This is a genomic window from Paraburkholderia bengalensis (genome assembly GCF_037126505.1).
GTDB lineage: Bacteria > Pseudomonadota > Gammaproteobacteria > Burkholderiales > Burkholderiaceae > Paraburkholderia > Paraburkholderia bengalensis.
Map to the genome: position 1 here is coordinate 172,838 of NZ_JACFYJ010000002.1, position 13,082 is coordinate 185,919.

The window sequence follows — 13,082 nt, forward strand, 5'->3', positions numbered from 1 at the left end:
TAATGGGTGCCTGCCCGGTCGCTTCGAAATCGAACGGCCGCTTTGCCGGACCGGGCGGCCGTCTAAATGCCAGGGTGGCACGACATCAACGTTACGCTTGTTTCTCACCGTGCAGGATGGGTCAGAGAGATTACCTCCGGTGATTGCAGCGCAAGTTGCTTCTCGCTTCGTCGGCTGAGTTGCCCTGTGCTGCTTCTCTCACGGCAAAAAAAAAAAGCCGACCGCTTGGCCGGCAAACTGTTCAACCGTATCGCGCATAGCGCGGTAGTTGTAAACCGCGCAAGACGCATCCCCAAACCCATGACAGGTGGACCAGGGACACGTTCCTGCAGCCGTTATACCTTCAGTTTGCGGAAAGGGCCGACGTCCCGTTGTGCGGCAGAGCCGCGGGCCTCCATCACTCGGGCAACGTCCTGCTTGAGCAGATACACGGAAACAACCAGCAGAACAAGATCCTTCAAAAGGAAAGCCGAAACTATTGTCATGGCAGGAAAGCCTCCAGCGGCGTGCTCCCAAGCGCCAGGCGCGAATGGAAAGATCGAGAACGTTGCTATGAAGCTGAACGTGGAACCGAGGGCGCCCAAGACGCCCAATTTCTTATTCCAGTAGCCCAAGAACAGTAAAGAGCCGAACGTCCATTCTGCCGTTCCCAAAAGAATGCTTGTGCCTCCAACGCCCAACACCGCAGGCATCCAGAAGATAAGCGGGCCGTGGGTGATTAACGGAAGCAGTCCTGTGATCTCAACATCGAACCATTTATCGTAACCGAACCACGCGAAAATGATCACCATCGCGGCGCGGATCAGGTGGTAATCGAGGTCGCGCGTCATAAGGACGGAACGACTCAATATATTGATGATGTAATTCATGATTTTCTCCATGTTCATGCTAGGGGCACTTTGGCGCCAGTGGCGGTCTAAAGTGCGAGGGCCCGGACGCGCGACATCGAAACTCGTTCTCATCAGTTCGCTTCCGTAAGTGAGACCAGTATATGAGTCGGATTTGATACCCGTAATGCCTAATTGGCTCGATAAAATGCTCGAACGTATCATCGCGTGAATGCGTGCGGCTGCAAATCCTCTCCATGCGCTTCCTGTTTGCGCGCACCTTTCGCCGTAGCTGCTTCTTCGCAGACACGTCATCACGGCTTTACGGAACCGCTTCACGATCCGGCCACGCGCCGCCACGTTCCGCGGAAATTGACATGTGAGCGGCCTCAAAGAGCCCGATGTCGCGATCATTTCGTCGCGGCGTCGTCCGCGCTCCTGCACGATCTCGCCGGTATAGATGGCGCGCTGCAACTGATCGACCGATTCGCCGCAGTTGAGCAACGTATGTATCTCTCGGCTGAACTCAATGTTGCTGAAGTAATCGCACAGGAAAAGCATGCGCAGTAAGCTGCCAAGGTGGTCTGCTGCCCGGTACAACGGGTCGCCCTGCGTCGCGCTGCCGAACCGCTGCAATGCGGATGACAAGTATTCGTCCCGGGGGGCTCGATATGGTTTTAATCCGCCGGTGACGATCGGCCCAAAGTTGAATCAAGGAACTGAATATGCAACTGAGCCTGGAGTTGAGAAAAAATCTTGGTTGGCTGGCCGAGAACTGGGAGAGGAAGCAACTGGCACGTCTCTCGCCGTACAACACTGCCTTCTATTCTGCACTGCGGAATATCTTGACAGATTGCGGGAGCCAACGGGACGTCGCGCTGGTTATCGAAGGAACGTTGGGGAAGGTGGCAGACGGGTACGCGCATATGCTCGATGTTAATTCAGAAGAGCTAGCGAATGACCCGTGGGCTGCATTGCGACGCCTCGGAGAAATTTCTGAAGATCTTAGGAAGGCCGGAAGCAAGTAAATCCGAAGTTTGATACGGCGTGCCTCGTGTAGTCCAGCGCTTTCCGGTACGCCACGATACGCATCATCAACGACAACAGGGGAAATTGCTTCGACGCGTTGGAATCAATCCTGCGGGGAGGAAAGATGAGAATGATTAAACTGATTTCGGTCTCGCCGGCATTGCCGAGTCCGTGGGCGTGGCGATGCTGTCGGTGGGCATTACCAACGGCGTGACGCACAACACCATACGAGTGCATTGGTATTGCGTACTTGTCACTGAACCCGAACAAACTCGGCGATAGTGTCCAGACGCTTGGGCAGACGGCCGGGACGAGTTCGGTGGTCGGAACGACCATCTCGCAATCGACCGGGTCCACCGGAGCCAGCTTGTCGCAGCAGGCACGTGGTATCGCGACACAATCCACGCTGGCGGCTGGCGTGCAGACGGCCATCAAGGGCGGCAGTTTCCTGACCAACCTTGAAACAGACGCAGTAAGCAGTGTTGCAGCGGTTGGGGCAAATGATATAGGCACCTTGGCTCAGGGCGGGACTCGAACCCGCACGCCTCTCGGCGCTAGTCCCTCAAGATAGTGCGTCTGCCAATTTCGCCACCCGGGCAAGGGGCCGCAATGGTAGCAACTCGGCGAGCGCTTTGAAGCGGTCCGCGCCAAAAATCTCAGACAACGCCGCGAACCGCTCACGACGCATTATCGTGTGCGCTTCGCACGCGGCTTGGCCACCGCCTCGACGTTGGGCGTGTCGCCTTCCTGCGGGTCTTCGCTTTCGAGCTGCCGTTTGTCCGACTGCTCGACGGGCGGCGTGACGGACGCGTCGTCGACGCCCTCCGCTTCGATCTGTCTGCGCGCGGTATCCCAGTACTCGTCCGCATGCTTCTTCGGATCGTCGTCGCGTTCCCACAACTCGTACGCGCGTTCGCGAATGCGCTCGTCGATGTTTCGTTCGTCACGCTCAGCCATGTCGCTCTCCTCGATCGGATACGGCGCGCATCCCGGCGATGCGCTTGCGCATTCGCGTGAGCATGCGCGGTGCCTGGCCGGTCGATTCGCAACGGCAAGCGATGCGCGGCGGCGCGCGCGCATGCAAGCGCGCTATTTATTCGGCAGCGCGTACGCGATCACATAGTCGCCGAGTTTCGTCCCGAACGAGCCGTGCCCGCCTGCCGCGATTACCACGAACTGTTTGCCGTTCGCCTCGTAGGTCATCGGCGTGGCCTGTCCGCCCGCGGGCAAACGCGCATGCCACAACTCGTCGCCCGTATCCGTGCTGAACGCGCGCAAGTAATTGTCGGCGGTCGCGCCGATGAAGAACACGTGACCGGCCGTCGTCATCGGGCCGCCGAGCATCGGCATGCCCATCTTGAACGGCAGCGGCACGGGCGCGCTGTCGCGCACCGTGCCGATGCGCTTTTTCCACACCACCTGGTTCGTCTTCAGATCGATTGCGGCGACATAGCCCCATGCCGGCTGTTTGCACGGCAAGCCGACGGGCGACAGGAACGGATTCAATGTGACGCCGAACGGCACGCCGTATTGCGGCTGGATGCCGACTTCCGTGCCCGTTCCGCCCTGGCCGCTCGCGGCAGGCTGCTCGGGATTGCCCGGTCCGCGCCTGATGAGCCGCGACACGAACGGCAGCGCGATCGGATTGGCGATCGCGAGTTGCCGGTCGGTATCGACGGCCAGGCCGCCCCATTCGAACATGCCGAGGTTGCCGGGAAACACCAGCGTGCCCTGTTCGGACGGCGGCGTGAACGTGCCTTCGTAGCGCAGCCGATGAAAGATCACGCGACACGCGAGCTGGTCGTACATCGTCGCGCCCCACATGTCGGCACCCGTCAGGTTCTTCGTGGGGCGAAAGGTCAGCTGCGAGAACGGCTGCGTCGGCGACACGCGATCGCCTTGCGCGGCGCCTTGCGGAACAGGCTGCTCGGGCGCGGGCACGATGGGCGTGCCCGTGCGCCGGTCGAGCACGAAGATGTTGCCGGTTTTCGCGGGCGCGTAGATGGCGGGTATCACATTGCCGTTGCGGTCGGTGATGTCGGCGATGGTCGGCTGCGCCGGCAGGTCCATGTCCCACAGGTCGTGATGAACGGTCTGATAGAACCACGCGAGCTTGCCCGTCGACGCATGCAGCGCCAGCAGCCCGCTCGCATAGCGCTCATCCTGCGGCGTGCGGTTGCCGCCCCAGATGTCGGGTGTCGTCACGCCCATGGGTAGATAGACGAGGTCGAGCTTCGCATCGTAGGCCGAAGGCGCCCACGAGTTCGGCGAATTCAGCGTGAACGCGTGCTGGTCGTCGGGAATCGCATTCGGCGTATCCGAGCCCGGGTCGAACGCCCACACGAGCTTGCCCGTTTCGACGTCGAAGCCGCGGATCACGCCGGACGGTTCGTGCGTCGAGTAGTTGTCCGTCACCGAGCCGGCGATCACGATGATCTTGTCGGTGACGACAGGCGGCGAGGTCGGCTCGTATTGGCCCGCTGTCTTCACCGGCTGCAGATGCTGCAGGTCGAGGTCGCCATTGTTGCCGAAGCCCGCGCAGCGTTGTCCCGTTGCCGCATCGAGTTCGAACAGATGGCCGTCGTTGACGGGCAGGATCACGCGGCGCGCGCACGCGGGCAATGCCTGTCGCGCGGCGGCGTCTTTGGCGGCGGCGGCTGCTTGCGTCTCGTGATACGACACGCCCCGGCAGGTCACGTGCTGAAAGCTCGGATCTGCCTTCAGGCGCGGATCGAAGCGCCATTTCTCCTTGCCTGTCGCTGCGTCGAGCGCGAACAGGATCTGATGAGGCGAGCACAGATAGAGCATGTCGCCGACCTTGATCGGCGTGACCTCGTCCGTGATTTCGATGGGATCATTGGGGCCTTTCTTGTCGCCTGTTTCGAAGGTCCACGCGACCTGCAGGTCTTTGACGTTTTGCTGATTGATCTGCGTGAGCGGCGAGTAACGGGTGCCCGCCTGCGTGCGGCCGTACGCGGTCCAGTCGCCGGGCTGCGAGTCCGCCTGCGCGGACGGCGTGGGAGCCGTCGCTGCAACCGTGCCGTTGAGCTCCTGAGGATCGTTGAACGCGGCATACGCGAGCGTGATGCCCGTGAGCACGAGGCAGACGACGAGTGCGACAGCGCCGCGCCGCGCCGATGCATCGAAGAGACGGTAGACGAAGGGCAGCAGCAGCCAGATGCCGAACAGCACAAGGATGTCGGTGCGCGGCGCGAGCGCCCAGAAGTCGAAGCCCGCTTCCACGACGGCCCATATCAGCGTGCCGATCAGCAGCAGCGCATACAGCGACAACGCGAGCCCGTTGCCGCGAGCGATGAGCCACGCGATCGCGAGCAGCGCGATGCCCGCCATCACGTAATAGGGCGAGCCGCCGACCGCGACGAGCCAGCCGCCCCCCACCAGCAGATACATGCCGGACAGCACGGCAAACAGAATGCTGAGCCATCGTGCGAGGTTCGACGGCGATGCGCGCTTCATGTCGCGCGATGCCTCTACCTGGGTCTCGTGGTTCATGCTGCAATCCTCCGTGAAAGATTAGGCGCGCATGCGATTGCGTTAGTTTCCGTTACTCAGTGTAGTCGGCGACCGGGCGGGCGCTTCGCGCATGCAATGGAGATAGGACAAACCAATCCTTGCCAGCATTCTTCGTGCCGTCCGCTGGAACGCGTTCGCAACGCGTGCGCAATGCTTACATCGGTCTTTCTTGAAGCGGCATGCATGGCGCGTCGTTCGCATCGCTTGCTTCCCGCGCTTCACGCGCTAGTGACGCGTCGCGCTGACCGTGTTTATCATGTTGCGATAGGGCCGTGCGGCGGGGTGGGCATCCGTCTTGCTCGAAACGGCTTCGCGCTGGAGTGAAACGATGAACGGTCGCTTCGACAGGAAGGCTATTGCGGGCTGCGTCGTGATGGGCGGACTCGCCCTTGCCGCGGTGGCATTGCATATGGAGTCGGCAGACTCCTCCAGGCCCGCGCTATTTCAGCGCGACGATATTCCCACCGCCGACAATCCGCCCCAAGCGCCGCTTGTCGCCCCGCTTGTCGCCCCGCTTGTCACTCCACGCGTCACCCAGCTTGCCAACCCTGCGGGCACTGCGCCGCCCGCCATCGCGCACGACGACACCTCCGACGCGGATATCGCGTACGTGCTGCAGTCGGTCCACGACAGTCTGCAACGCAACGATCTGACGGCCGCGAAGGTGCTGCTCGAAGCCGTGCTCGCCGTCCACAGCGATCTGCCCCAGGCGCTGGCGCTGCAGCAGGAATTGCGCGCGCGCGAGGCGAAACAGGCTCGCGCTGCTGCGGATGCGCTCGTGACGGCAAGTGACAGCCCGCAGGCCGCCGCGCCTGCCAGCGTGAACGCCGTGCAGGCTCGCCCGGCGCAACAGAATGCGTTGCCTGTCGCACATGAACCGGACCGCAAGCATGAGCGGACCGCGCGGCATGCGAAGGTGGCGTCGAGCGGAAAGACCCACGCCAGATCGCATCAGGCGTCCTCTGCCGCACAGCGCGATCACACGGTTCATGCATCGGCGCAGCGTCCGAAGTCGCGCGCCGAAGTCGTGGCGGAACTCAGGCGCGCTCGCGCCAATGGGTCGATACCAAACTACAGCAACCGCCATCCATAGCGCGGCGATGGCGGCCGCCTTGGTCGCACACCACCTCCTCAGTTCCCCTTTCCGGCGATATCGATTGTTGCTGTCGAGACAACACGATGCGGCTGTCTGCGTGTCTTCTGGCGCCGCGCGTCCAAACCTACAATCCGTCACACCTGCCAGAAATGGTGCGGCACGCCGGCGTTCATCGACGCACGCCGCCTGACGATGCACGGTCCCGATGGTGTCGACCAGGGTGCCCGCCATCGACTTCGTAACTCTCTAACTGAAGGCAAATTCATGTCGCAGAAGATCCTGATCGTGGGTGCCGGTTTCGCCGGCGTGTGGGGCGCGCTGGGCGCAGCGCGCGTGCTCGACAGCGCCGGCGTGCGCAGCAGCGACGTCGAAATTACGTTGATCTCGCCGCAGCCGGAATTGCAGATCCGGCCGCGCATGTATGAAAGCGAGCCGCAGAAGATGGCCGCGCCGCTGTTGCCGCTGCTCGAGGCCGTGGGTGTGAAGTATGTCGAAGGCAGCGTCGATGAGATTTCCGTTCGGGACAAGACAGTCAATGTCGTGTCGGCCGACGGGCAAACGCGTTCGCTCGCCTACGACCGCTTGCTGCTGACGAGCGGCAGCAAGCTGAGCCGCCCGCCCGTTCCCGGTCTTGCGGAGCATGCGTTCTCGGTCGATCGTATCGAAGATGCCGTCTTGCTCGATCAGCACTTCGCCAGCCTGATGAAGCAGCCCGCAACGCCTGCGCGCAACACCGTCGCGATTGTCGGCTGTGGCTTCACGGGTATCGAGGTCGCAACCGAATTGCCGAAGCGCCTGCGCGATGTGTTCGGCGCCGACGCGCAAACGCGTGTCGTCGTGATCGGCTCGCAGGATGAAATCGGTCCCGATCTCGGGGCCAATCCGCGTCCTTTCATTGCCGAGGCGTTCGAGTCGCTTGGCGTCGAGGCCGTGCTCGGCTCGGGCGTGGTGGCGATCGATGCAGACGGCGTGCGGACGGCGTCGGGCGCGCGCATCGAAGCGAAGACGGTGATCTGGGCTGGCGGCATGCGCGCGAGCACGTTGGCCGCGCAGGTATCGTCGCGCCTCGATCCGCTTGGGCGCGTCGAAGCCGCCGAAGACCTGCGTGTGCCGGAAGCACGCGACGTGTTCGTGGCGGGCGACGTCGCGCGAGTCCTGACCGACGACGACGGACACTACGCGCTGATGTCCTGCCAGCACGCCATGGTGATGGGCAAGTTCGGCGGCTACAACGTCGCCGCCGATCTGCTCGGTCTGCCGACGCTCCAGTACCGCCAGCCGTTCTACGCGACGTGCGTCGATCTCGGCGAATGGGGCGCCATTTATTCGGAAGGCTGGGACCGTCAGGTCAAGCTGACGCGTGCCGAAGGCAAAGAGCGCAAGCGGATGATCAACACGAAGTGGATCTATCCGCCGGCAGCCGATCGCGTAGAGGCACTGGCCGCCGGCGATCCCCTCGCGACGTTCGGCTAGACGGATGTAGCCGCTCGCGCTGTAAAGGCGAACCGGGCGGATCTCCGGGTGCGGCCGTGATGCGGTTCTCACGCATCGCCGCCGCACACGTCACACGTTTTTCTTGCAACGGAGCGCGCGATGCGGCTGACCGTTCTTCGAACGACGATCTGTTCTGCAGTGCTTCTCTCGATCATGCCGGCGATAGCGCTCGCCGAACCCTTCACCGTGAAAGTGGACGACCTGAGTCGCGGTCAGTTCGCGAACGAGCAGGTGTACGGCGGATTCGGCTGCCACGGCGACAACGTATCGCCGCATATTTCGTGGTCGAACGTACCGGCGGGCGCGCAGAGCATCGTCGTGACGATCTATGATCCCGATGCGCCGACGGGCGGGCTCGGCTGGACACATTGGGAAGTGGTCAACATTCCGGCGACGGCTACGTCGATCGACAAGGGTGCATCGGGCAATCCAAAGCGCTTGCCGACGGGCGCCGTCGAAACGCTGACGGACTTCGGCGAGTCGCGTTACGGCGGTCCTTGTCCGCCGCAGGGAACGTCGCATCGCTATGTCGTCACGGCGTCTGCGCTGAACGTGCCGCATATCGATGTGCGCGCGGCATCGAGCCCCGCGCTCGTCGCTTATCAGATGCATGGCAACGTCATTGCGCAGGCCCGATACGTCGCGAAGTATCGCCGGGCGCCGGAGTGAACCTCGCCCTTGCATCGCGGCTCACGTCAGCGATATGCCGCCATCGACGCGCAGATTGACGCCCGTGACGAAGCTGCTTTCGTCGCTGACGAGAAACAGCGCGGCGCGCGCCAGTTCTTCCGGGCGTCCAAGGCGCCCGAGCGGAATGCGCCCGGCGACGGCTGCCTCGAACGCGGGGCGGGACGTCGCGTCGATGCCGAGCTTGGAAAGAATCGGCGTATCGACCGGGCCGGGACTCAGTACGTTGACGCGAATGCCGCGCGCTTTGAATTCAAGTGTCCAGCTTCGGGCAAACGCTTCAATTGCCGCTTTGGAGCCCGCATAAACAGCGTGTCCGTCGAGAACTTTCGCGCTTGCAATCGAACTGGTCAGCAGAATGGCGCCGTTGTCGCGAATGAACGGCATGATTGTCTGAACGCCGAAGAACACGGCTTTGGTGTTCGCAGCGAAATGCGCATCGTACGATTCGATGCTGACCTCGTCTGACGGCGTGATCGTGTTGATGCCTGCATTGGCGACGTAGATGTCGGCCTTGCCGAAGCGTTGGGCAACCAGATCGGCTACGCGCGCATGCGTTTGCGCATCCGCGAGATCACCGGTCAACCCCGTCGCGCGTTCGCCGAGTTGAGCCGTTGCCGCATCGACGGCATCGGCGCGGCGCCCGACGATCACGACGCTCGCGCCTTCCGCGATAAAGAGCTTTGCGGTTGCAAAGCCAATTCCACTATTGCCGCCTGTGATGACAGCCACCTTGTTCTTAAGCCGATCCATTTGATTCTCCGTTGTTCAACGCGTGTATGCGTACGGCGTCAAGGTAACGTCGGAGGTCAGCGCGCTGTAGTCCTGCAACGGCACAATCAATTTTTCCAAAGTGTCATCCATGTCTGCTGAGAGATTGAGTGGTCTGCCTGCATTCGTGAGGGCGGTCGAGGCGGGTTCGTTTACGGCCGCTGCGCGCTCGCTTGGAACGACGCCGTCGGCGATATCGAAGAGCGTGGCGCGGCTGGAGAAGCGGCTTGGCGTTCGGCTGTTTCAGCGCTCGACCCGCGCCTTCGTGCTGACCCACGAAGGCCAGGTCTATTACGAGCGCATTGCGCCGCATATGCGCGCACTCGAAGAAGCCGACGACGTACTCGCAGCGCCCGCAACAGCCGTCGGCAGATTGCGTGTGAGTCTGCCCGGCGAGCTGGGGCGCGCCTTGCTGGAACCGCTCACGCAAAAACTGATGCCTGACAATCCGGCACTCGCGCTCGAAGTGAGCATCAGCGACCGTCATGTCGATCTCATCCGCGAAGGATTCGATATCGCCATCCGGGTCGGACAGACGGTCGATAGCAGGCTGTACGCTCAGCCGATAGCGGACCTTCCGCTATTGCTCGTTGCATCCCCGGACTATCTGCGACGGCACGGCACGCCCGAAAGCAGGCACGACCTGGTCGCACATCGGCATGTGCGTTACTGGCTCAACGGACGCGCAATGCCCGTCATCTTTGGCGATGGAAGCAGCATGACAGTTGAAGGCGTGTTCGACGCCGACAGCGGCGACGCGATGAGAGTGGCCGCTGTCAACGGACTGGGAATCGCGCAGCTTCTGCGCACGACAGTGCAACCCGATCTCGCTGCGAACCGCTTGAGCGTGCTGTTACCCGACATCGCGCTTGCCACCATTCCCGTGCAGGCGCTTCACGCATTTGGCAGAAGCATGCCGTCGCGGGCAAGAATCTTTATCGACTTCGTTGCGGCAGAACTAGCGCAATCGCTACAGCGAACTGCGTGATTGGCGCGCCTTGTCGATAAGACCACCTACGGAGTCAATTTGCTTCGGGTCGATTCGACAGCGTGCAATTGAAATCGCCCTATAAACAAGGGCTATTCGCCTGGCCCGATTCTTGATTCGTGCAACGCGTCAGGGCGATTCACGATCTGTCGCCCGACAAAAGAACGGAACAAACGAAAAGGAAAGAACCATGTTTAAGGTCTTCGATAATCGCCTTGCTGTCGTAACGGCAGCGAGCTCCGGAATAGGACTCGCGACGGTCCAACGTTTACTGGAGCACGGAGCGCGCGTCCTGGCGATGAGCAGAACCATCGGCGGCTTGAGTACGCTTACTTCGCAATACGGAGAAAAGCTCGAATGGATTGCAGGAGATGTGGCGAAAAGCGCCGATCTTCTCGCGCTTGCCGAACGCGCACGAGCGATCGGCCCGGTTCATTGCCTCGTGCCCAATGCCGGAATTGCGCAACTGGCCGATGGCCTGGATGCGTCGGCGTTTGAACGTCAATGGGCTGTGAACGGCGCGGGCGCATTGAACACGCTGCGAGCGTTGCAGGCGGGGTTGGCGAAACCAGCGTCCGTCGTTTTCATTGGCACCTTTCTGTCGTCAGTGAGCTTTCCCGGGCTCGCCGCTTATATCGCCACGAAGACTGCGCTGAAGGCACAAGCCAGAACACTCGCAGTCGAACTCGCGGCGCGAGGCATCAGGATCAATCTTGTGTCGCCGGGGCCGACTGCGACTGCAATATGGTCCACGCTTGGCTTGCCGCAAGACGAACTCGCGAAGGTGGCGGAGCGCGTGAACCAGAGGCTGCTGACAGGTCAGTTCCTCGAACCGGACGCAATCGCCGATACGATCATGTTCCTGCTTTCGCCTGCGTCGCGCGGCTTGTACGGTCAGGATCTGATTGTCGATAACGGGTACACGCTGCAATAAGCGTGTCCATGCGGAGCCTTCAATCGCGCGATATCAGACCGACGCGATTGAAGCCGCGAGTCACAAGCGGCACGCCGGCGCGGACACGCCGTCTTCATTCCACCGTCGTTACCGTTTCGTGCAAGGCGGCTGCGAACCGTTGCGCGGCGCGATCGATTTCCTCTTCGCTGAATGGCGCGAAGCCCATCACGAGCGCCGGGCGCTGCGTATGACGGTGCGTGTACCGGCCCAACGGCGCGGCATCGATACCTGCCGCTTTCAGCTTTTGAACGGCCGTGTGCTCATCGAACGACCGCAGTCGCCCTACGACATCGAGTCCAGACACAGACGCAACGTCGATGAGATCCTGCCAGTACTTCTGCGCCGCGTGTTCGAACGCGCTTGCGCGAGCGGCGTAGATCTTTCTGATCCGGCGCACATGCTGGTCGAAATGTCCATCGCCGAGAAACTCCGCGAGCACAGCTTGCGTCAATCCATTTGCGCTTCTGGCCGTGAGTGACGCCGCGCGGACGAACGGCTCGACAAGCTGCGGCGGCAGCACCGCATACGCGAGCCGCAGTGACGGGAACATCACCTTGTTGAAGGCGCCCGCCAGCACGACGCGCGAGTCGGCGCCGGGAAGACTGCGCAGCGCCGGCAGCGGGCCCGAACGGGAGCAATACTCGCTGTCGTAGTCGTCTTCGAACACGATCGCACCGCTTTGCGTCGCCCACTCCAGCAGTGCAGCCCGCCGGCGCGCGGATAGCGGCACACCGAGCGGTGCATGGCGCGATGCGCTTACGTAGGCGAGTGCCGCCGCAGGTGCTTCCCGGACGCCGTCTTCCACACGCAAGCCTTCGCAATCGACGGGCACATCGACGACATGCGCGCCGCTCGCGTGCATGATCTGCCGCGCGCCCATATAGCCGGGATCTTCCATCCACACGGCGTCGCCCGGCGCTGTCAGCAAGCGCATGCAAAGATCGAGCGCCTGTTGCACGCTGCCGACGACAACGATCTGTTCCGGCGACACGTGCACGCCCCGTGCAATGGCCAGATGTCCTGCAATCGCGCAGCGCAAGGCGGGTAATCCGCCCGGGCTCGTGTCGTTGAGCGTGAGCAAGCGGGAAGGCCCCAACTGCCGCACGTGAAGTTGACGCCACAGATCGACGGGAAACAGGCGAATGTCGCCGCGATGCGGAAGAAATGGCTGCGGCAGTGCGTTTGCGGTTGCGAGAGGAAAGGGCGGGTCACATTGGCTGAGCCGGTGTATCCACGGCGCGCGACATTCCCGCGAAATGTCGCGCTCATGCGTCGCTTGCGGCGTTTGGGCGGGTGGGATCTGGGGCTTTGAATCGGGCAGCGTCGTGCTTACGCGCGTGCCGCTTCCCGTGCGGGTAACCAGATATCCTTCCGAATGCAACCGCTCATAGGCCGCCGCGACGGTGCCTCGCGCAATGCCGTATTGCTTCGCGAGCGTGCGCGTGCCCGGCAGCACGCTGCCTGCTGGCAGTCGCGCTGTGACGATGGCCAGACGCAATCCGTTATAGAGCCAGCGCTGTAAACCTTCGTTTGCGTCCGGTGCGCCCAGCGCAAGCGCCCATACGATGGTGGAGCGCCTGTGCCTGCCCATTCGCGTGGGGATTTCATCTCGATCACTCATCACAACAGGAATGTTTGTCGCCTGCTTCGCGGCCATATCCGAACGGGATGCTGCGCTCTTTCCACTGCATTTGCAGCCCT

General features: G+C 62.2%; 11 protein-coding genes, 1 tRNA gene and 2 pseudogenes. 7 read left to right on the forward strand and 7 right to left on the reverse strand.

Translation table 11 applies throughout. The features are described 5' to 3' along the window. Nucleotides 1–335: 335 nt before the first annotated feature. Nucleotides 336–1,142 (reverse strand): YkgB family protein, encoded by an 807-nt coding sequence (locus tag H3V53_RS02350; protein ID WP_419539402.1) that lies wholly within the window; start codon nt 1,140–1,142, stop codon nt 336–338. Between the two features lie 63 nt (nt 1,143–1,205). Then, nucleotides 1,206–1,466 (reverse strand): annotated as a pseudogene (locus H3V53_RS43530) (Tn3 family transposase); the annotation flags it as partial. Between the two features lie 86 nt (nt 1,467–1,552). Here H3V53_RS43530 and H3V53_RS02355 point away from each other — a divergent pair. Then, entirely contained in the window at nt 1,553–1,855 is a 303-nt protein-coding gene (locus H3V53_RS02355) for a hypothetical protein (protein ID WP_336596536.1), read from the forward strand. A gap of 320 nt (nt 1,856–2,175) precedes the next feature. Continuing rightward, nucleotides 2,176–2,319, forward strand: a pseudogene (locus tag H3V53_RS43535) (DUF637 domain-containing protein); the annotation flags it as partial. A 52-nt stretch (nt 2,320–2,371) separates the two neighbouring features. On the opposite strand, the gene H3V53_RS02360 reads toward H3V53_RS43535, so the two are convergent. The 3 genes from H3V53_RS02360 to H3V53_RS02370 form a co-directional block, all read right to left on the reverse strand. Continuing rightward, nucleotides 2,372–2,452: transfer RNA gene (locus tag H3V53_RS02360), tRNA-OTHER, on the reverse strand. 91 nt (nt 2,453–2,543) lie between these two features. Beyond that, entirely contained in the window at nt 2,544–2,813 is a 270-nt protein-coding gene (locus H3V53_RS02365) for a DUF2934 domain-containing protein (RefSeq protein WP_336596537.1), read from the reverse strand. A 132-nt stretch (nt 2,814–2,945) separates the two neighbouring features. Continuing rightward, nucleotides 2,946–5,333 carry a glucose/quinate/shikimate family membrane-bound PQQ-dependent dehydrogenase gene (locus H3V53_RS02370; RefSeq protein WP_336596603.1) on the reverse strand — a complete coding sequence of 796 codons (2,388 nt, stop codon included), beginning with the start codon at nt 5,331–5,333 and terminating at the stop codon, nt 2,946–2,948. Nucleotides 5,334–5,718: 385 nt separating this feature from the next. Between H3V53_RS02370 and H3V53_RS02375 the strand changes: the two genes are divergently transcribed. The 3 genes from H3V53_RS02375 (at nt 5,719) to H3V53_RS02385 (ending at nt 8,649) form a co-directional block, all read left to right on the forward strand. After that, the gene (locus H3V53_RS02375; protein ID WP_336596538.1) at nt 5,719–6,483 is read left to right on the forward strand and encodes a DUF4148 domain-containing protein; all 765 of its coding nucleotides are present in this window, start codon (nt 5,719–5,721) and stop codon (nt 6,481–6,483) included. Between the two features lie 267 nt (nt 6,484–6,750). Continuing rightward, nucleotides 6,751–7,959 carry an NAD(P)/FAD-dependent oxidoreductase gene (locus H3V53_RS02380; protein ID WP_336596539.1) on the forward strand — a complete coding sequence of 403 codons (1,209 nt, stop codon included), beginning with the start codon at nt 6,751–6,753 and terminating at the stop codon, nt 7,957–7,959. A 120-nt stretch (nt 7,960–8,079) separates the two neighbouring features. Then, nucleotides 8,080–8,649: a YbhB/YbcL family Raf kinase inhibitor-like protein gene (locus tag H3V53_RS02385; RefSeq protein ID WP_336596540.1), complete on the forward strand. Its 570-nt coding sequence runs from the start codon at nt 8,080–8,082 to the stop codon at nt 8,647–8,649. Nucleotides 8,650–8,670: 21 nt separating this feature from the next. On the opposite strand, the gene H3V53_RS02390 is transcribed toward H3V53_RS02385, so the two are convergent. Next, nucleotides 8,671–9,420: an SDR family NAD(P)-dependent oxidoreductase gene (locus H3V53_RS02390; protein WP_336596541.1), complete on the reverse strand. Its 750-nt coding sequence runs from the start codon at nt 9,418–9,420 to the stop codon at nt 8,671–8,673. A 109-nt stretch (nt 9,421–9,529) separates the two neighbouring features. Between H3V53_RS02390 and H3V53_RS02395 the strand changes: the two genes are divergently transcribed. Continuing rightward, on the forward strand, nt 9,530–10,426 hold the full coding sequence (locus H3V53_RS02395) for a LysR family transcriptional regulator (RefSeq protein WP_336596542.1): 897 nt from the start codon (nt 9,530–9,532) through the stop codon (nt 10,424–10,426). Nucleotides 10,427–10,616: 190 nt separating this feature from the next. Next, nucleotides 10,617–11,360, forward strand: coding sequence for an SDR family NAD(P)-dependent oxidoreductase (locus H3V53_RS02400; RefSeq protein ID WP_336596543.1), 744 nt, complete (start codon nt 10,617–10,619; stop codon nt 11,358–11,360). Nucleotides 11,361–11,454: 94 nt separating this feature from the next. Here the strand turns inward: H3V53_RS02400 and pdxR are convergent, their stop codons facing one another. Beyond that, the gene (gene pdxR, locus H3V53_RS02405; protein WP_336596544.1) at nt 11,455–12,972 is read right to left on the reverse strand and encodes a MocR-like pyridoxine biosynthesis transcription factor PdxR; all 1,518 of its coding nucleotides are present in this window, start codon (nt 12,970–12,972) and stop codon (nt 11,455–11,457) included. Between the last annotated feature and the right edge of the window lie 110 nt (nt 12,973–13,082).